Below are 19,555 nucleotides of genomic sequence, written 5' to 3'. Positions count from 1 at the left end.
AGGCTCTTTCTGAAAGAAGGTTGCTAGTTACCTTAATTATCTGTTGAAAAAAGTCTTTTTATCGAATAAATGGTACTTATCTAGAAGAAAAGATGCAACTAAACTTTATACATAGATGTTTCAAATAGGCTTCTGAAAACAACAAAAGTTTAAGGGAAAAGCCTTGATAAATAGGCTATACTAAAGCTAAATCTGGAGCCTTAATTAAAAAATCTCATTTTTCAAATTGTAACAAAGTGATACATAATAGATTTCTTTCATAACTCTGATCCTACTGATTTTTCATAACATATATATTTCATCTTACTTTGAACTTGTATAATAGAGATTTTAAAATTGACTTTTGGTCTTAATAATATGATAATTAAAATTTACGGTAAAAAAGATTAATTGGAGGTAACGTCTATGGTTACATCACGTTTGCCTTTTGCTATATCAAAGGATGAGAGCTTTTACCAAGCTTTAAATAACTGGATAGGAGATGTTTTTTATGATATCCTTCCAGACCAAGGCTTTGAGTTAAGAGATGAACAGATCTTCATGGCCTTTCAATTAGAAAGAGCTTATCAAGAAAAGAAGGTTATGTTTGCAGAAGCTGGAGTAGGTACTGGTAAAACCATTGTCTATTTGCTTTATGCATTATCTTATGCGAGATATACTGGTAAACCTGCAATAATTGCATGTGCAGATGAAACATTAATTGAACAATTAGTAAAACAAGAAGGCGACATTGCCAAATTAACTAAATTTTTAGATTTGAATATGGATGTTCGATTAAGTAAAACACATAGTCAATATTTATGTTTAAACAAGCTAGATGAGACGATTCAAAAAACAGGTGAAGAAAAATATTTAGATCTTTATGAATCATTACCTGATTTTGTTCATGAAAAAGCAGGAATGCAGCAGTTTACTCCATATGGAGATCGAAAAGAATTTGGTCATTTTTCAGATGAAGAGTGGGAACGTGTTGGTTGGGATAGTTTTCAAGATTGTTTCACTTGTAATCAAAGACATCGTTGTGGTTTAACATTGTCTCGTGATCATTATCGTAAAGCAACTGACATCATTGTTTGTTCACATGACTATTTTATGGAACATGTTTGGACTTTTGACTCACGGAAGCGCGAAGGGCAAATTCCTCTTCTTCCAGAATATAGTAGTGTTGTATTTGATGAAGGACATTTATTGGAGTTTGCTGCTCAAAAGGCTTTAACTTATCGAGTAAAACAGAGTTCATTGCAAAACTTTTTAGAAAGGTTATTGCAAAATGAAATTCGTGAAGAACTTGCATATTTGGTTGAAGATGCGTTAGCAATTAATGATGAATTTTTTGATGATCTACAAACATACACAAGTCATGTTGAAGGATCTGATCGACTGTCGATTACTAGTAAAGAAAAATTACAGAAAAATGCTGGAATCCTCCAAAGAAAGTTATCAGAAATCAGTGAGGCTCTTGTTTTCGAGGGTGAGTTATATACTATTGGCGATTATGAATTAAAAATAGTCGAAGAGTATATAGATCAAATGGAATACTCATTATCACTATTTACAAAGAGTAAAAGTGCTGTGAGTTGGGTTGAAGAAAAGGAATCTGATTATACTTTAGTCATTATGCCAAGAAAAGTGGAAGAAGTGCTTAAAGAGAAAGTGTTTTCTGCAAAAATTCCTTTTATCTTTTCATCTGCTACACTGTCTGAAAATAAGTCATTTGAATTTATCGCAAATAGCTTAGGTATTAGGGATTATTTATCCCTATCGGTTGATTCACCATTTGATTATGAAGAGCAAATGAAACTTCAAATGATCAATGAAGAAGAAAATGAAGTGAAGTTTTCTAAAACACTAGAAGAATTACGTAATACAGAAGGTAAGGGTCTTGTTCTTTTTAATTCTAAGGCAGAATTAAACTTGTTTAAAACAATGATTAAAGAAATAGATGTTGATTTTCCTGTTCTTTTTGAAGGTGATCAAGAAATCAGCTCATTAGTAAAAGAATTTCAAAAAAATGAATCTGCAGTCCTTTGTGCTGTACATTTATGGGAAGGTCTTGATATACCTGGCCCTTCGTTATCTAATGTTATTATTTGGTCTTTGCCATATCCACCTGAAGATCCGGTATTCGAGGCAAAAAGATCTGACAAAGTTAATCCTTTCCAGGAAGTGGACCTACCTTATATGCTATTGCGTCTAAGACAAGGTATTGGACGTCTAATTAGAACAAATGAAGATCATGGTTTTATTACGATCTTCCACTCAAAAAATGATCAATTATATTTAGAGCAAATCCAATCAATTTTACCAGTAAAATCAGTTATTCGATAGGCAGGAGCAGATTGCTTCTTGTCTATTTTTTTATCTGTTGACATGTAGATTACTGGTCTATAATCTTAAAGTGAATAACAAAAGGGAGTGGATTGAATGAAACAATTGGAAAATGATTTTTTAGATTACATAAAAAAAATGCAGGCTTATGATGAAGCAATTAATGTCATGTATTGGGATATGAGAACTGGTGCCCCTAAAAAAGGAATTGAACAACGGTCCGAAGTAATCGGAATGTTATCTACAGAAGCTTTTGAAATGCTAGTTTCAGATAGAATGAATGAATATTTAACTGCTCTTTCTGAAAAAGGAATTTATGAGGAACTAAATATTGTCACGCAAAAGGCAGTAGAACTAATGAAGAAAGAATACAAAAAAAACAAAGTTATTCCAGCAAAGGAGTATCAGGAATATGTGATTCTCTGCTCAAAAGCAGAAGCTGTATGGGAAGAAGCGAAAAGCAATTCTGATTTTCAACTTTTTGCGCCTTATTTGCAAAAACTTGTCGATTACAATAAAAAACTTATAGATTACTGGGGACATGATGGTAATAAATACAATACACTTCTTAATGAATATGAACCAGGTATAACTGTTGAAATATTGGATAAAGTTTTTGCACAAGTACGTGAAAAAATCGTCCCACTTGTAAAAGATATTGCTAACTCAGGAAAACAACCTAAAACTGAGTTCTTGTACAAACGCTTTCCAAAGCAAAATCAAAAAGATTTCAGTGAGTACATTTTAAAAGAGATTGGCTACGACTTTGAAGCAGGTAGACTTGATGAAACGGTACACCCTTTTGAAATCACATTAAACCGCGGTGATGTGAGAGTTACGACAAAGTATGATGAAGCAGATTTTCGTACAGCTGTTTTTGGGACAATTCATGAATGTGGTCATGCAATTTATGAACAAAATATTTCCGAAGATTTTGAGGGGACACCATTATGTAGTGGAACATCAATGGGTATTCATGAATCACAATCTTTATTTTATGAAAATTTTATAGGGCGAAATAAAGGTTTTTGGGAAGTTTATTACAAACAATTACAAACTTACTCAAAAGAACAATTCTCTAATGTCCAGTTAGATGATTTCTATCTTGCAATAAATGAATCTAAACCGTCACTAATTAGAATCGAAGCAGATGAACTGACATATCCACTTCACATTATGATTAGATATGAAATTGAGAAGGCTCTATTTAATGAAGAAATCACTGTGGATGAGCTGCCTCGTATTTGGAATGAAAAATATCAAGAGTATCTTGGAGTAACTCCGCCTAATGATGCGAAAGGTGTTTTACAGGATGTGCATTGGGCTGGTGGAAGTTTTGGTTATTTTCCATCATATGCATTAGGCTATATGTATGCTGCACAATTTAAATCTGCGATGTTAAAAGAGTTACCGAATTTTAATGAGTTAATTAAGAATAAACAATTTGATAAAATTAAGGATTGGCTCACAGAAAACATTCATAAATATGGAAAAACAAAACAACCATTAGAAATTCTTATAGATGTAACAGGGGAAAGCTTGAATGCAAACTATTTAATTGAATATCTTGAGGAGAAATACAAAGAAATCTATCAGCTCTAAGAGTGAAAAGCCGAAGAAGTTTGACTTCTTTACCTGTGATAGTATTACCTAAGCATTTATGAAAAACAACAATTAAAGCCAAAAATACCATAATTTTAGTTAGTTATAATGACAAAATAAAAGAACTGTTAACGTAGGAACTTTATGTTTTTACGTTAACAGTTTTTTGTTGTTCAGGAATTATTAAAATTGATGAATAGTGGATAAGCACTTTGTATTTCTTATTGAAGTGAGCTTCTTCTAACCGAATTTGTTTGATTTGCCAAAACATATTATTGAAAATTACTCTTTTTCTTATCCTGGTTTATAATTTGTAAATTCATTCACCTTGTCCTTTGAAAGTGAATATAATGTAAAAAGAATTCTCAGGAGTGGTTAAAAAATGAAAGTTAAATCCTTACTTTTTAGCTGGTTCAATAAAAGAAAATTAAAGTATCATAATCAAATGAAAAAAATTAACAAATGTCCAGAATGTCGCGGTCATGGCTTTATCATTACTTCTAGCACATATTTGGCAAATTCTTTAGAGTGTTATGCATGTAATAGCACTGGAAGATATTCAGAGTGGGAACAAGAGAATAGTGACCAATCTTAATAGGTAGTAAATATTCAAACAAAACTCTGAAAAAAGGTTCTTTTTTATCTTTCTAATAACAATTCTTTCTGTTCTTCATATTCTGTTTCAGACAGAATTTCCAAATCATATAATTCTTTAAGCTTTTTTAACTTATCAAAATTGTCTATAGCAGAATCGACTCTCAGTCCTTTAATTTCGTTTATTTTATTTTCAAGTGTTTCTTTTAACTCAATGATTTGGTCCATTTCATGTTTAGAGAAATCAATTGTGTTTTTTTGTTTTTCCTTTTTATTGCTATTAGCACCACAATCTATAATTAACTCTCCAATTGAAGCAAATCCTGGTTTGTTTATAGAAATTTCTATAATATTTTTATAGGGAATTAAATTGATTTTATTAAATTTCCCTAAAAGTCCGTGCTGGACTAGTTCAATACTGCTTTGATATAGATAAACAGTTACTTTATTACCTTTTTTAAAAACATATTCCTTGAAAGCCAACTCTGCCATTATAAATCCCTCTTCTTTCGTTCAAATAAATGAAACTACTTTATTTTACAAAATTTTATGTTGATTGTTAATGCATATTCATAAGAAATGCTGAAAAATGTTGAAATTCCTTCAATAACCTTATGACTAAATAATACTTTGAATTGGAGAATAACTCAATTAATAAAAAAATATGTGTAAAAAACCTTTTTTTGTTAATAGTAAGGAAAAAAGGTGATAGTAAATATGAATTTATTTCAATCATTAAGTCAATGGAACTAAACAAGAAATGAAAAGGTTAGAACTGAGCTGGAAAATTTGGGGAAATGCCCTGATTGTCGAGGGCGAGGTTTTACCTCGATTTTAACTAGTGTTTATATTCCAAATTATGATGCTATTCTTGACTGTACTAGTTGTAATGGAACGGGAAGTTATACTGAATAACTAAATGGTCACTCCTAATACAACAAGGTTACTTGAAAATAAAAGCATATTTAAATGCTATTAGCGTAAAATATGTATGCTTTAAAAAGCACTCTGTTAAGCCTTGGATGTTGATTATTTACATTTTACATGCATTACTGCCTTAAGCAGATATTCTTCCTAGTAACTTAAGAAGTGCTGCCAGGTATGTTCAAAGACATGTTAGAAAGGAACTCAAGCAAACAACAGAGCGCTTGAACATAATTCATCAAGTAAGGGGAGTTGCTAAGATGAAGTGGCAAAAACAATTGCTGTCTAATTTAATGGATAGAAAGGGTAAGAAAATTGCTCTTGCAATTGATACTTCAACAAATGATATAAACAAATTGTTGATTCAAAACATTATAAAATTGTTTAGTGAAGTGACTCCCGATGCAATTTTAGTACAAGCTGATTTTAAAATTAGAAGTATTACTCCGATTAAAGAAAACAAGGTGGAGTATTATAATCATGGTAAGTCATCTTATACTGAGGTATTAGAGTGGGTAGAAAAAGAAGAAATTGAAACATTATTTTATATTACAGATGTTACAGGTTATTTTTATGATGAGTTAAATGTCACCAATGAAGTATTTTGGTTAGTACCTGATGAATTTGTACCTAAAGTTCCTTTTGGTAAGACAATTCGAGTGGCGTAAAATAAAGATTGGATTACTTAACTTAATTAGTGTCTTTCAGTTACTTTCTTTTATTTAAGAATGAATTAAAAAAATAGAGACTGGGACAAAAGTATTTTAACAAAATAAAAACCGAAAAATGGTTGTAAATGTAGTTACGCCGCTCCTGAAATATACTTCGCTTTCCGCGGGAAGCTGGCAAGCCTCCTCGTGCTACGCACTGTGGGGTCTAGCCGTTGCTTTTCATCCCACAGGAGTCTACGTATATTTCATCCGCTAAGCTTTGTTCGGAATTTTTGTTATTTACTTAAGTTATGTATGTCCCAGTCTCATTTTTAAAATAAAGTGTCAAGCTCCAACGCCTAGACGGACAAGTGAAAAATAACATCCTTTTTAAACATAGGGCAAAGAACACATTATTTTTCTGGTTTTATAACCCGAGGCTAATCAGATGCTTGCGCTATTTACTCATTTATAAACAATGATATAGATAGATTTCCATGTGCTATTATTTCTATGGGTATGGTTACTAATGTTTCGTAATCATCGATTTCTACACTTGGAAGAAACTTAGGAGTTGAGATGTCAGTCGTAAGACCATGATTCGAAAGAAGAGTAGCTAAATTACCTGTTAACATATTAGCGAATTCACCAATAAAGGATTCGAGTAGCTCACCAGTTACAGGCATTCCAAACATTCCTTCTCCAATCATACTATAAACACCCGTTTGTCCCTGAATGAGGATAGTTCCAGTACACTCACCTTTTAGGTCAATTTGAACAGAGTGTAGAGATTGATCTTTAGGAATTACATTGGTTGTATCCTCGATTGAATAGGGGATTGTAAGTAGCATTTTAATTGATGCCATTGTTCCATCTAATAATTGAGCTTTCACATCTTTTTTCATCTTCCTACTAGTTCCTCCAGCCTATAATTGTTACTTAATATTAGCATAAAAAATAGCTGAAAAAGCACATTTTTCATAAAAATTAAAAATTCGGTAGTAATTTGTTATATTTTGTATGAAATTTCTGATTCTAATTTATTATTTAGTGACAATATTTATTTTTTTACTAGTAATGGATATAGGACAATAATGCTAGAGTGAGGTGAGGATTTTTATGAATAAAAATCAGGAGAATACAATCTTTCTTGCAAAAAACGGACAGAAAGTAATTCTAAGAGAAGCTGTGCCGAAAGACGCAGATTCTATTATTATGGCAGTAGAGCATATAATCCGCACTGGTACATATATTCAAAAAGAAAAACCTCGATCTTTAGAAGAAGAAAAGCGCTTTATTGAAGAAATGAATGATAAAAACAATATGTATATTGTTGTAGAATTAGAAAAAGAAATAGTCGGCATTGCCAGAGTAATAAGAGGGGAATTAGATATGAAAAGACACACTGGTTTATTTAGAACATGGCTTATCGATCAAGTACAAGGTCAGGGAATTGGTAGTGAAATCATGACATATACATTAGCTTGGTGTCGCCTTAACAGTTTACATAAGTTATGTTTGACTGTATTTGCATCGAATGGATTAGCTCAAAAACTTTATGAAAGATATGGTTTTATTATAGAAGGTATTCAAAAAGAACAAGTGAAAATTGGTAATCGTTATGATGATGAAATTTTCATGGCTTATTTTTTTGATATTTGAATTATTTTTACTTTGTCCAAACGTTAGATATGTTAGTTTCAGTCTTTATAGCTAATTAGACCTCTTAATGATCTTTAAATATGGAAGATGTTGTTTGATAATAGCATTTATAAGGAGATTTTATCATCCTAAAACATATTCCAGATTTTTCACAATGAGAAAGAATGAAATTTATTATATAATAAAAGAGCACAACAACAACAACTCCTTTAAAACGTCTTTCCTAAAAATAGGGAAGGCTTTTTTTTTGCTTTTTTTTCGGATAAAATTGTATATCATTGGAAATAGTAACCTTAAGAAACTTGAGGTGAAAACGAAATGGCAACCATATTATCTATAGGAAAAGCAATTCCAGAATTTGAAATGAGTCAAAATATGGCTGTTGATTTTGCAAAAGAAATCTTTAGTGATTCATTTAAAGATATTGATCGTTTATTAACAGTTTTTAAAAATGGTCAAATTGAAAAAAGACAATTTGCAGAACAACTCGCTTGGTATCAAACTGAGCATTCATTTGAAGAAAAAAATAATTTATATATTGAAAAAGCAGTAAAATACGGAATAGAAGCTGTTGAAAATTGTCTTACAAATAAGAATCTTTTGAACCAGGATATTAAGTATGATGATATTGATGCGATTTTTTTTATAAGTAGTACTGGATTTTCAACTCCTAGTATTGATGCTAAAATAATGAATCACCTTCCATTTAAAAAGACAACAAAAAGAATTCCAATATGGGGATTAGGTTGTGCTGGTGGTGCTAGTGGTTTATCACGAGCATATGAATATTGTAAGGCATTTCCTAAGTCTACAGTATTAGTCATATCTGTTGAGCTTTGCAGTTTAACATTTCAACATAACGATCATAGTAAAAGTAATTTAATAGGTACGTCTTTATTCGCTGATGGAGTAGCATGTACATGTGTTGTTGGTCAATCAGTAGAGTGGAAAAAGAAATCTAAATTATCTACTTTACCTGAAATCATTGGAACAAGATCAACTTTTATGAAGCATTCTGAAGATGTGATGGGATGGGATATAAAAAATAACGGGTTATATGTTGTTTTTTCAAGAAATATTCCCTCTATAATAAAAAAGTGGTTAAAACCACAAATGATGGAATTTCTTGATGAACATAAGTTGAAGCTAAATAATATCAATCACTTTATAGCTCACCCTGGGGGGAAAAAAGTCATTGATGCATACATAGATGGACTTGGTTTTACTGAGGGACAATTAGATATTTCAAAAGAAGTACTTAGAAATCACGGAAATATGTCATCTGTTACAGTCATGTATGTTCTAGAAAAATATTTAGAGCGAGAAATAGGAAAAAAATCAGATTTAGGTGTGATTGGTGCACTCGGACCTGGATTCAGCTCTGAATTACTTCTCGTCACTTGGAAGGGGTAATAAAATAGAATGTTTTATATTTTCTTTTCTCTACTTATTTTACAAAGACTAACAGAATTGGTGATTGCAAAAAGAAATGAAAAATGGATGCTTAGCCGTGGTGGTATTGAGTATGGAAGTGATCATTACCGGTATATAGTTGCACTTCATGTGTTCTTCTTACTTTCTTTTTTATTTGAAGTTTTGATTTTTCAAAGAGAGGTTACTGCTTTTTGGTATCTATTGATTCCCATTCTGATTGTAACCCAAATGATACGCTACTGGGCCCTTCTATCTTTGGGTTCTTATTGGAATACGAAAATTATTATTGTCCCAAATGAAATTGTTATCTCAAGAGGACCATATCAATTTTTAAAACATCCTAACTATATGATCGTTGCTGTTGAGATATTATTAATTCCTTTACTATTTCAAGCATATGTGACCGCTTTGGTATTTACAATATTAAACATAGTAATGATGATCATTAGAATTCCTACGGAGGAAAAGGCACTTAAAGAACACACGAATTATCAAGAAGCATTTAACTTAAAATCTAGATTTGTTCCAAAAAGATAGGTATTAGGATATTTTATTTTATAATAATGATGTAAAGTTTAAATTCCAACATAAAAGTAATCAAAATAAGATAAAAGAGGATATGCAATTAGGAGGCTCATTCTAAACAAAAAAATTATTAGTACCATTATATTTTACATCGCTCAATTGCCTAAAAAACCTGACAAATATTTCATGAGGTTTATATAAAGTATTGAAAATGATTATCATTGATGATAAAATGAATTTGCATTGAAAATACTTCTCATTAAAAATGGAGGTCGGCTACGAATATGACGATGTTATTTGTAGGTGGTACCGTAATTACGTATAGTCTCTTGATTGGCTACATACTAAAGAATATTGATGCTCAAAAGGCATAAGTTAAGTCCACAAAATATGTGGGCTTTTTTTAATGCTTTTTTAAAAATTTTCACTACGTAATTTTGAGTTTATTATGTCATATACACTTCTTCTGAATAAAAGGCAGTTATGCATTTGTTTTTTCATTAATATAGGTTAGAATATAAATATTTAATCAAGTTATTTAGAATATAATGAAATTTAAGATAAACAAAGGGGATTAATATGACAGCGGCTTTAAAAACAAACGAGTTCATCCAAAAAATAATAAAGCTTTATGATCAAGTAAATGAAAAGGATTCTGAAAATGCAAGAAAACTATTGGAAGTTGCCAATAAATTGCATAATGAGAAGTTATACATAGCGTTTGCAGGTCACTTTTCCGCTGGTAAATCAACAATGATAAACACGTTATTAAACGAACAAATTCTACCGACTAGCCCTATTCCCACTAGTGCAAATTTAGTTTTATTAGAAAAGGGAGAAGAACATGTTTCATTATTTTCTAATAGAAATGAAGAAATAGAAATAACAGGTCAATATTCAATTGATCAAATAAAGGAATATTGCAAGCAAGGCGATGAAATCGAAAGAATTTCAATTAAAAAGCCCTACCAAAATTTAGCTGAGAATGTAGTGATCATGGATACACCTGGTATTGACTCCACAGATGCTGCACATAAACTCTCAACAGAATCAATGGTTCACTTGGCTGATGTTGTGTTTTATGTGACAGATTATAATCATGTTCAATCTGAAGAAAATCTCTCGTTTGTCAAAGAAATGATTGATCGTAACAAGTACATTTTTTTAATTGTTAATCAAATTGATAAACATGTAGAAAGTGAAGTTTCATTTATTGATTTTAAAGATCAAATTTTCGAATCATTCTTAGATATAGGTTTACATAAAAGTGATGTATTTTTTACTAGCTTAAAAAAAGATCATCATCAGAACAATGAGTTGGAAAATATTCAAGAACTAATTACAACAGTTGTTACAAAAAGAATGGAATATATTGAAATAAATACACAAAACTCGGTTGTGCAAATAATAAAAGATTCTGTAGATTCTTATCAAGAACAATTAGAGATAAATATAGAAGACAAAGAACAGTATCAAAATTTAGTTCATCAACTATTGTCAGAAAAAAGTTCGATAGAAGGTTCCATTGAATCTGAAGAGGGGAATTTAAAAGCAATACAAAACGATATTACTGAAAAAGTGGAATCCATTTTAAAGAGTGCAAATTTAGTACCTTATGAAACTCGAGAAAAAGTTTCATCGTTTATTGAAGCTGTTGAACCAACATTTAAAGTGGGCTTTCTTTTTTCAAAAACAAAAACTGAACAAGAACGTGAAAATAGAAAGCAAGAACTATATAAAAGCTTAATGAAAAATCTTGAAACACAAATCACATGGCATTTTACTCCTTTGCTAAAGGAATATATTCAAAAGTTCGATATCCATAATTCTGAGATATTGCAACAGGTACAATCATTTTCAATATCGATTTCAGACGAACTAATTTCTGAAGCATTAAAAACAGGAGCATCTTTCAATAACCAGTATGTTTTAACCTACTCTTCAGATGTTAGTGAACTTATAAAAAGACATAGTAAACAACAAGTGATGTCTATATTTAAAAAGATAATTGGTGTGCTAAGAGATGCAAAACAAAGTATGATTGATGAGTATGAGCATCGTATAAATAACTGTATCAAGGAAATTAGTACTTATGAAAATATTTTAACTAAATTTAAGCAATTAGAAGATTATAAAATCTCTCTAAACAACCACTTAAATAACTCTGTTGGAGATGGAGAAATAGATAGTGATAAATGGTTGAAAATTAATCAATTATTTAAAAAAACAACTCTTGATGGAATTTCTCTTCAAAATAATAAAAAAGAAAAAACCACTTATTCTAACAAAGAAAAATTAGATGGAAAATCATCAGTCGGGAACATCGAAAATAGAGATGCATTCATAAGTGAAACAGAAAGGATAATTAATAATCTAGAAAATATAAAAGGTTTTAAACAATTCACAAGTGTGATTCATGATAAAGTGAAGAGTTACAAAAATCGTACGTTTACAGTTGCGTTATTTGGAGCATTTAGTGCAGGTAAATCATCTTTTGCCAATGCGTTAATCGGTAGTCGTCTTTTACCTTCTTCACCTAACCCTACAACAGCAACAATCAATAAAATTGCACCAACTACAAAACAGAAAGAACATGGAGTTGTCGAAGTCAAGCTTAAATCAGAAGAAAAATTAATTAATGAAATAATTGAGTCGATCCCATCGTTGAAAATTGAAACGACTACTCTTGGAATAGTAGGTGAAAAACTTAAATCGCTAAAAGGAAAAACAGTGAATGAAACAGAACAGATAAAAAAATATAGCACTGCATTACATCATTATCAGGAACTTATGGTGATAAGTGATCATTTAGTGGTGGATACAACAACAGAATTAATGAAGGATTTCGTGGCGAAAGAAGAAAAAGCTTGTTTAGTTGAAGAAGTGATTGTTTATTATGATTGTCCTATCACAAAAGCAGGTATTACACTTGTGGATACACCTGGAGCTGATTCTTTACACAAAAGACATACAGATGTGGCTTTTCAGTATATTAAAAAAGCAGATGCAATTCTCTATGTTACTTATTATAATCATCCATTCTCTAAAGGAGACAGAGAATTTCTTCGTCAGTTGGGAAGAGTTAAAGATTCCTTCACACTAGATAAAATGTTCTTTATTATTAATGCCATTGACCTAGCACAGGATGAAGAAGAAGTAGAGCTTGTAAAAGATTATATAAGGAATCAATTATTACAGCATGAAATAAGTAATGTTAGATTATTTGGTGTGTCAAGTTTGAATATTTTATCTAACAATATTAATAAGGAAACTGAATTTATTCAATTTAAGCACCAATTTGAGCATTTTATTAAACAGGAATTAACCAATACATCCATTCTTTCTATTCGTGAGGATCTAATGCGCTGTCTAGAAAGAATCCATTCTTTCCTAGATGCAGCTAAAAGGGATGAAGCAGAGAAAGAACAAGAAAAACAAATTCTATTAAAAGAAAGAAGTAATGTATCAAATGAACTTAATAATTTATCTGACAAACATATTATTTCAGCTGTTAAACAAGAAATAGAAGAGCTTATACATTACTTAAAACAAAGATTATCTTACAGGTTCAATGACTTTTTTAAAGAAGCTTTTCATCCAGGGGTATTTCATCATTCGTCGAATACACAACAGGCTTTATTATTATGTTTAAATGATCTTATCAAGACAATAGAATTTGAACTAATTCAAGAACTTCAAGCTACATCACTTAGAGTTGAAAATGTTATATATAGAGTAATGAATGATGAATTTGTAAGAGTTTCACAAATTATTAAACGACAATCACGCTCTGTATCTGTTACAAATCATGAAAAACAAGAAATTAAGACTCCTACTATAGAAATTGAGTTTTCAGATGAAATGATTGCAAAAGTAAAACAATCATTAAAGTTATTTAAGAATACAAAAGCTTTTTTCGAAAAAAATGAAAAAAAAGCGATGAGTGAAGATATGAGTCAAAGGTTTAGTGAACCTGTTTCTGAATTATTAACTATTTATACAAATGAATTCACAACTTATTATGAAAAAGTAATCGTCGATATTTATACTCAGTTCTTAACAGATATTACTGAGCAAGTTACAGAAGGTTTTGAAGCGTTATTAGACCTACAACCACAAAATACGGGGCTTCTTGAAAAACAGAAAGTTGAAATAGAAAACAGCTTGGAACTTTTAGCGTAGATAAGAAATAAATAATAAAGCTAATTTCTTAATTTATGGTAAAATCAATGGATATGTAGTGCATGGTAAGGAGGGTTAGCGTGGATAAGAAAACGTATCATGTTTGTGCGACTTGTATTCATTTTCAAGCTGAGCGAAAAGGAAAGCGGATGGTATACACCTGTAGCAGGCTAAAATATGAAACAAAGCCATCATATAAGTTTGAATGCTGGACTCCTAAAGATCATGTCACAAAGCTAATGAAAAGAAGAGGTGAATCTCATGAGTAATGTACACGAAGCTATAACAAAGCATAGTAACAGTCAACATCAACATGTACAAAGGTTCCTAAAACTAGAAGCAAAACGAGAAACACTAATTGAAGAAGCAGTGTTTTGTTGTGTTAATGCGTTGTCTTTCGAAGTTGATAAAATTAATGAAGTAACAGCGGAAATAAATCATTTGGCATCTAAAGGAATTGTTCCTACTAGAAAAACGGTGACAAAACAAATGGTTAAAGAATATGTAGTGAGAAAATACGGTCAATAAGACCAAATGAGATGATTTCCATTATTCAACAACTTTTATTTCATATAAAAATGAGTTTATAGTGAAAACTAATATGGAATATGATTGAAAGGTGTGTTTAAATAATGGGTCGAACTAAATTAGGAAATGCTAATGCTCAAAGAAACAATAATAAAAAGAAGAAAAATGATTTTAATACAGAATTTGCTTCTTATGCTCAACATGAAGCAAAGAAATTAAGCAGTCAAAATAAAGATTAAGAAAACCTTAATTACAAAATTTTCAGCCTGTAGTGTTCTTAAACTCTATGGGCTTTTTTATGTCTTAAATATATGAAACAAAGAATGGAGTGAAGTACCAACCAAATTTAAAACGATCTATGTTATACTATCTCAGGTGAAATGAAATCTGTTATTATGTTAAGATTAGTTCAGTAAATGAAACGAGAAAATGAATAGATTTGAGGAGATATGTGATGAAGAAAGATCATTTATTAATTGTAGATGGAATGGCACTGTTGTTTCGCTCATTTTTTGCGACTTCTGTTTACGGACAATTCATGATAAATAGTAAAGGTATACCAACTAATGCTATAAATGGACTATTAAAGCATTTGATTGCTGTAATTGAATATACAAAGCCATCACACGTAATTTGCTGTTGGGATATGGGAAGTAAAACATATAGAAATGAGTTATTTGACAATTATAAAGCAAATAGACCAGAAGCTCCGATAGAACTTATTCCGCAATTTGATTTAGCAAAAGAAGTGGTTGAGGCACTTGATATTCCGAATATTGGAATTGAAGGATATGAAGCCGATGATTGTATAGGAACATTAACTAAAATGTACGAAAATGATATGGATATTTCAATTATTACTGGTGACAAAGACATTCTACAACTTCTAAATGATACTGTAAATGTATTAATTTTTCAAAAGGGAATTGGAAATTACAAACATTATACAAAAAATAAGTATATTGAGGAGTTTGAAATTGATCCGACGATGCTTATAGATGTTAAAGCTCTAATGGGAGATTCTAGTGACAATTATCCCGGTGTAAAGGGAATTGGGGAAAAAACAGCTTTTAAACTAATTTCTCAATATCGATCAATCGAAGGAATACTACAGAATATATCAGAGCTAACTAAAGGGCAAAAAACAAAAATTGAAAATGACTTAGATATGCTTCATTTGTCTAGAAAACTGGCTGAAATTAATTGTGAAGCACCTCTAGAATGTTTAATAGAGAACGCTCGTTTAAATATTGATGAAGACAAAGCTTTTGCAATCATTAAAGACCTAGAATTAAAGGGAATTCATACACTTCTAAACAATTTATCTTTTGTAGAAGAAGCAATTTAATTCATTGCTTATATATGGTTACTATACCTTTAAACAATCATAAGAAGAAGTCAACCTTAGATCAACTTTTCTAAACAGGAGTATATACTTAAAAAGGATAATAGGAAATGAAGGAAGAAGCACACCTTCTATTCCTATTATCTGATAAGTATGTTTTATTTTACTTATTTATTTTGTATTCTTTTTTTTAGCTGCATTTTCAAGTTTGCTTTTAGGTTCTGTTGAAAATTCAACATCTTCACCATGGCCTTGTGGATTTACACTCGGCGCCTTCTGTCCACGATTATTGCCTTTCTTTTCACTACTCATGTTAAGTCACCTCCAATTTTATTATGACCTATATCCCTAAAAAAATTAAAGTCAATAAAATCGAGTTTCATACATAGAATTGATCCAAGGTGAATATTTTTTGAAGTCCACCAACTAAAAGGTTGTATGGACTATATGTATTTGTATAAAAGAAATTTCAAATAATCTTACAAAAAAATTTGTAAGATCAGAAAAAAGATAGAAATAATCGACAATTTTCGATATGATCATTATATACATAAAATAAGGATGATCATAACGATGGAAAAAACGATTAAAGAGTATGTGGACGATCTAAATGCCAAAGGATTTGTTTTTGGTGAAGATGTTTATGGTTTTATTCAGTTTGGGAAAGATTATACAGACGCAAATGATACAATGGTCAATATAGCGATTGAACTTACCTTGAAAATTCAGAAAGAATTCGATGGTGCATTTTTCATTTCTTTGCTTGAGATGTTTAATAAAGAGTCAATTACGAATCGAAAACAAGCATATTACTTTTCACAAAAGCTAAATTTAATTTGAAAAATACCTGTTTCTACGCACCTTGCTATTATCTAATAGTAAAGCTATGATTTTATTTAACATTCTCTGGACCCTTTTTCCTCATAAACTTTACTTCAGGAAGTTCTGAAAGAATCATCGCTAAAAAAATAAAAGTACAACCAACCAATCCATTTGCTGACAATTTTTCTTGAAGAACAATAAATGCTGTAACAGCAGCGAAAACAGGCTCCATCGCAAAAATCAAAGCTACTCTTGCAGCAGATGTAACCTGTTGGTATTTGGTTTGTATTAAAAATGCCAATGCTGTAGCAAAGATGGAAGTAATCAGTAAACCGAGTAAAACATCTGGTTGTAAAAAATTTTCCATTGAATAAGCTGCTTGACGTTCAAAGATAAATGAACTGATAAAGCTAAAAATAGAAACTGTGAATAATTGAATTATTGTTAGTACAAGGGCATCATGTTTTTTTGTATATTTGCTTGTGAATATAATATGAAGAGCAAAGGCAATTGCACAAAAAAATACGAGAAGGTCTCCAAAATTAATTTGAGATATATCTGATAATGTAAGGAAATATAAACCTGATGTACCAATTATTGCACTAACGATCACAATCATTCGAGGTTGTTCTTTTAAAATCCAAATAGATAATAAAGGTACGATCATAACACTAAGACCAGTAACAAATCCTGCTTTAGATGAAGTTGTATATAGTAAACCTACCGTTTGAAACGCATACCCTAAAAATAAGAAAAAACCTAAGAAACAACCTGAAAGTATTAAATCCTTTTTAACATGTATGAGAAATTTCTTTTTTACAAAGAGTAGTAATAATAATGTAGCGAGTAAAAATCGAGTACCGTTAAATAAGTGTGGTGGTAAAAACTCGATTGCTTTTTGAACAATGACAAAAGTCGCACCCCAAATAAATGCTACAAATAATAAGCTTCCATCTGCAATTAGTTTATTCACGTTTATTACCATCTTTCTTTTGACTTTACTGTTTTAATATCGCAGATCTTGCTAGTTGATCTGCCACTTTATTATCTTTGCTAGAAATCCATTTAATAAAAAAAAGATCAAATTGATCTGAAAGCTCTAACACCCGCTGTAGTAGTGGAGAATAAGAAGTATTTTTAACGAATTTTTTTTCGATCGCTCGATCAACAAGCTGTGAATCAGTGCGAAATGAGACCACTTTATATCCTTGTTTAAGGCAAATTTCCATTCCTTTTATAAGTGCGTGATATTCTGCTTCATGGTTTGTCATCTTTCCTAGTGGAAAAGAATAGCTCTCAGCAGTTCCGTGTCCTCTAATAAATATGCCAGCACCTGATAACCCTGGATCACCTGCACTTGCGCCATCAACATAAACTTCAATCATAGTAGATGAAGACCTCCTAAAATTGTAAATTGTTTTACAAAAAATAAATCGATGATAAAATAGATACCATTGTTACTTGATTGTATTGATTTGAAGTAAATCGAATATGATTATAGCATATTGATTAAATTAGTAAATAAAAGAAACAAGTAAAGCATAAAGTTCAATAATTATGTACTTAAATGTAAAATTCGTATTCAGGAGTGAAGACGGTGAAATACAGAATTGAATGGACATATATAACAAAAAAAAAGCTTGAAACAAATCTTGTATCTGAATACTTATCACTTAATGAAGCAATCATGTTAGCTGAAGATTTTATCCAAACTGGTAGAGTGAAAAATCTACAATATATATCTGAAGATTCTCAAACCTGGAATTTAAAAGAACTTAAAAAGTTAAGAGATATTGTTAAGGATGAGCCACATGATGTTGTTGCTTTCTTCGATGGGGGTTTTCAAAAATCCACAAGTTTAGCTGGTTTTGGAGCTGTAATTTATTATACACAAAGTGGCAAACGATACAGAATTAGAATGAATGAGAAAGTAGAAGGTCTTTCTTCTAATAATGAAGCAGAGTATGCTGCATTTGCATTCTTAGTCAATGTACTCGAAGAAAATGGGATTAGCAAACAGAAAATTCATTTCTTAGGCGATTCACAAGTTGTGCTAAATCAACTATCTGGTGAATGGCCGTGTTACGAAGAAGAATTTAATGTTTGGTTAGATAAAATTGAAAATAACCTAAAGAAGCTTAAGATCATACCTAATTATGAATCGATTTCTAGAAAAGAAAACACTGAAGCAGACAAATTAGCAACACAAGCAATGGAAGGAATCGATATAAGTAGTAAACTGATTATTGATGAGGAAGTTGAAGAAAATGAGTAAAAAGCAGACATTACAAGAAATAAGTGAGTTAATCGACATGTATTGTGTTGATTGCTTGGTGAAAAAACATTTACGAGAAGAAAGTGGCAAACGATATGCACATTCTTTTTGTATTAACCAATGTACTGTAGGGTTAAAAATCAAAAAGGTAGGAAAGAAATTAACCTGATTTTCTATCTGAAAAATTCCCTTTTAACATTCTGAAATAAATGAAATTATATAGTTGGATCAAATATGTCTTTGTTAGTTTTTTTAGCATAATACATTAACATCAGGTTATTATAGAATTCAGCAAGCACTCATTAAAATGAGCCCTTCTCATAAAAGAGAGGGCTCATTTTAATGACTAGCAATTCAACCAATGAATTGCCTCTTACTGTTTTGCTTCAATTAATTGATGTTCACATTGATCTAAAAGTTTTTTTTGTTGAGAAATAAACTCTTGGTCAACACCAGTTTCACTTGATCTGTTCATGATCTCTTTGGCATCATTGATTGCCTTTCCAGCATGTTCGAGAGCCTCAGGATCTAGTTGCATTGTTGCAGAACCAACCATTTTCTGTGCAGATTTAACAGCAATTTCAAGCTGACTAAGGTCATTCATACCACTAATTAGTCCAGTATGATTAATTTGATCCATTACAAAACACCTCCATTTATAGTCTTTGAAATTGAAGGTTAAAT

At 30.8% G+C, this 19,555-nt stretch carries 22 protein-coding genes; 16 read left to right on the top strand and 6 right to left on the bottom strand.

Translation table 11 applies throughout. From position 1 onward, the window contains the following. Positions 1 to 405 precede the first annotated feature (405 nt). From LC076_RS05475 to LC076_RS05465, 3 genes are all read left to right on the top strand, one after another. A complete protein-coding gene (locus LC076_RS05475; protein WP_226666799.1) occupies positions 406 to 2,328 on the top strand; it encodes an ATP-dependent DNA helicase in 1,923 nt (640 codons plus the stop codon). A 96-nt stretch (positions 2,329 to 2,424) separates the two neighbouring features. Further along, the gene (locus LC076_RS05470; RefSeq protein WP_226666797.1) at positions 2,425 to 3,930 is read left to right on the top strand and encodes a carboxypeptidase M32; all 1,506 of its coding nucleotides are present in this window, start codon (positions 2,425 to 2,427) and stop codon (positions 3,928 to 3,930) included. A gap of 382 nt (positions 3,931 to 4,312) precedes the next feature. Continuing rightward, a complete protein-coding gene (locus LC076_RS05465) occupies positions 4,313 to 4,525 on the top strand; it encodes a methionine aminopeptidase (protein WP_226666795.1) in 213 nt (70 codons plus the stop codon). 44 nt (positions 4,526 to 4,569) lie between these two features. On the opposite strand, the gene LC076_RS05460 is transcribed toward LC076_RS05465, so the two are convergent. After that, positions 4,570 to 5,016: an SHOCT domain-containing protein gene (locus LC076_RS05460; RefSeq protein ID WP_226666793.1), complete on the bottom strand. Its 447-nt coding sequence runs from the start codon at positions 5,014 to 5,016 to the stop codon at positions 4,570 to 4,572. Positions 5,017 to 5,708: 692 nt separating this feature from the next. On the opposite strand from LC076_RS05460, the gene LC076_RS05455 reads away from it, so the two are divergent. Then, on the top strand, positions 5,709 to 6,116 hold the full coding sequence (locus tag LC076_RS05455; protein WP_226666792.1) for a VWA-like domain-containing protein: 408 nt from the start codon (positions 5,709 to 5,711) through the stop codon (positions 6,114 to 6,116). Positions 6,117 to 6,559: 443 nt separating this feature from the next. On the opposite strand, the gene LC076_RS05450 is transcribed toward LC076_RS05455, so the two are convergent. Further along, entirely contained in the window at positions 6,560 to 7,003 is a 444-nt protein-coding gene (locus LC076_RS05450; RefSeq protein WP_226666789.1) for a chemotaxis protein CheX, read from the bottom strand. 214 nt (positions 7,004 to 7,217) lie between these two features. On the opposite strand from LC076_RS05450, the gene LC076_RS05445 reads away from it, so the two are divergent. The 9 genes from LC076_RS05445 to LC076_RS05410 all read left to right on the top strand — a co-directional run bounded on the left by LC076_RS05445 (position 7,218) and on the right by LC076_RS05410 (position 15,777). Then, complete coding sequence (locus LC076_RS05445) at positions 7,218 to 7,760, top strand: GNAT family N-acetyltransferase (RefSeq protein ID WP_226666788.1); 543 nt, start codon at positions 7,218 to 7,220, stop codon at positions 7,758 to 7,760. A gap of 318 nt (positions 7,761 to 8,078) precedes the next feature. Then, a complete protein-coding gene (locus tag LC076_RS05440) occupies positions 8,079 to 9,173 on the top strand; it encodes a type III polyketide synthase (protein ID WP_226666787.1) in 1,095 nt (364 codons plus the stop codon). Positions 9,174 to 9,182: 9 nt separating this feature from the next. Beyond that, positions 9,183 to 9,731: an isoprenylcysteine carboxyl methyltransferase family protein gene (locus tag LC076_RS05435; protein WP_226666786.1), complete on the top strand. Its 549-nt coding sequence runs from the start codon at positions 9,183 to 9,185 to the stop codon at positions 9,729 to 9,731. Between the two features lie 272 nt (positions 9,732 to 10,003). Continuing rightward, complete coding sequence (locus LC076_RS05430) at positions 10,004 to 10,093, top strand: Fur-regulated basic protein FbpC (RefSeq protein ID WP_226666785.1); 90 nt, start codon at positions 10,004 to 10,006, stop codon at positions 10,091 to 10,093. 205 nt (positions 10,094 to 10,298) lie between these two features. Then, on the top strand, positions 10,299 to 13,901 hold the full coding sequence (locus LC076_RS05425; RefSeq protein WP_226666784.1) for a dynamin family protein: 3,603 nt from the start codon (positions 10,299 to 10,301) through the stop codon (positions 13,899 to 13,901). 80 nt (positions 13,902 to 13,981) lie between these two features. Next, positions 13,982 to 14,170, top strand: a complete 189-nt coding sequence (locus LC076_RS05420; protein WP_413465948.1) for a hypothetical protein — start codon at positions 13,982 to 13,984, stop codon at positions 14,168 to 14,170. Beyond that, entirely contained in the window at positions 14,163 to 14,429 is a 267-nt protein-coding gene (locus LC076_RS05415; RefSeq protein ID WP_226666781.1) for a DUF2533 family protein, read from the top strand. Before LC076_RS05420 ends, LC076_RS05415 begins: the two co-directional genes overlap by 8 nt. A gap of 104 nt (positions 14,430 to 14,533) precedes the next feature. Further along, entirely contained in the window at positions 14,534 to 14,668 is a 135-nt protein-coding gene (locus LC076_RS24110; protein WP_264191424.1) for a hypothetical protein, read from the top strand. Positions 14,669 to 14,883: 215 nt separating this feature from the next. Continuing rightward, positions 14,884 to 15,777, top strand: a complete 894-nt coding sequence (locus LC076_RS05410) for a 5'-3' exonuclease (RefSeq protein ID WP_226666780.1) — start codon at positions 14,884 to 14,886, stop codon at positions 15,775 to 15,777. Between the two features lie 168 nt (positions 15,778 to 15,945). On the opposite strand, the gene sspL is transcribed toward LC076_RS05410, so the two are convergent. After that, positions 15,946 to 16,086, bottom strand: a complete 141-nt coding sequence (gene sspL / locus LC076_RS05405; RefSeq protein WP_226666779.1) for a small, acid-soluble spore protein L — start codon at positions 16,084 to 16,086, stop codon at positions 15,946 to 15,948. A 261-nt stretch (positions 16,087 to 16,347) separates the two neighbouring features. Here sspL and LC076_RS05400 point away from each other — a divergent pair, with 261 nt between their 5' ends. Next, complete coding sequence (locus LC076_RS05400; RefSeq protein WP_226666778.1) at positions 16,348 to 16,614, top strand: DUF6123 family protein; 267 nt, start codon at positions 16,348 to 16,350, stop codon at positions 16,612 to 16,614. A 52-nt stretch (positions 16,615 to 16,666) separates the two neighbouring features. Here the strand turns inward: LC076_RS05400 and LC076_RS05395 are convergent, their stop codons facing one another. Next, the gene (locus LC076_RS05395) at positions 16,667 to 17,581 is read right to left on the bottom strand and encodes a DMT family transporter (RefSeq protein WP_226666777.1); all 915 of its coding nucleotides are present in this window, start codon (positions 17,579 to 17,581) and stop codon (positions 16,667 to 16,669) included. Between the two features lie 13 nt (positions 17,582 to 17,594). Next, positions 17,595 to 17,981, bottom strand: coding sequence for a reverse transcriptase-like protein (locus tag LC076_RS05390; RefSeq protein ID WP_226666775.1), 387 nt, complete (start codon positions 17,979 to 17,981; stop codon positions 17,595 to 17,597). A 212-nt stretch (positions 17,982 to 18,193) separates the two neighbouring features. On the opposite strand from LC076_RS05390, the gene LC076_RS05385 reads away from it, so the two are divergent. Further along, positions 18,194 to 18,871 carry a reverse transcriptase-like protein gene (locus tag LC076_RS05385; RefSeq protein ID WP_226666774.1) on the top strand — a complete coding sequence of 226 codons (678 nt, stop codon included), beginning with the start codon at positions 18,194 to 18,196 and terminating at the stop codon, positions 18,869 to 18,871. Further along, the gene (locus tag LC076_RS05380; protein ID WP_226666773.1) at positions 18,864 to 19,040 is read left to right on the top strand and encodes a zinc-finger domain-containing protein; all 177 of its coding nucleotides are present in this window, start codon (positions 18,864 to 18,866) and stop codon (positions 19,038 to 19,040) included. Before LC076_RS05385 ends, LC076_RS05380 begins: the two co-directional genes overlap by 8 nt. 204 nt (positions 19,041 to 19,244) lie before the next feature. Here the strand turns inward: LC076_RS05380 and LC076_RS05375 are convergent, their stop codons facing one another. Then, positions 19,245 to 19,511 carry a DUF2564 family protein gene (locus LC076_RS05375; protein WP_226666772.1) on the bottom strand — a complete coding sequence of 89 codons (267 nt, stop codon included), beginning with the start codon at positions 19,509 to 19,511 and terminating at the stop codon, positions 19,245 to 19,247. Positions 19,512 to 19,555 lie beyond the last annotated feature (44 nt).

The sequence above is a fragment of the Metabacillus litoralis genome (assembly GCF_020524045.1).
Classification (GTDB): Bacteria; Bacillota; Bacilli; order Bacillales; family Bacillaceae; genus Metabacillus; species Metabacillus litoralis_C.
The sequence above is the reverse complement of the archived record's forward strand: the minus strand, read 5'-3'. Positions and strand labels throughout refer to the sequence as shown.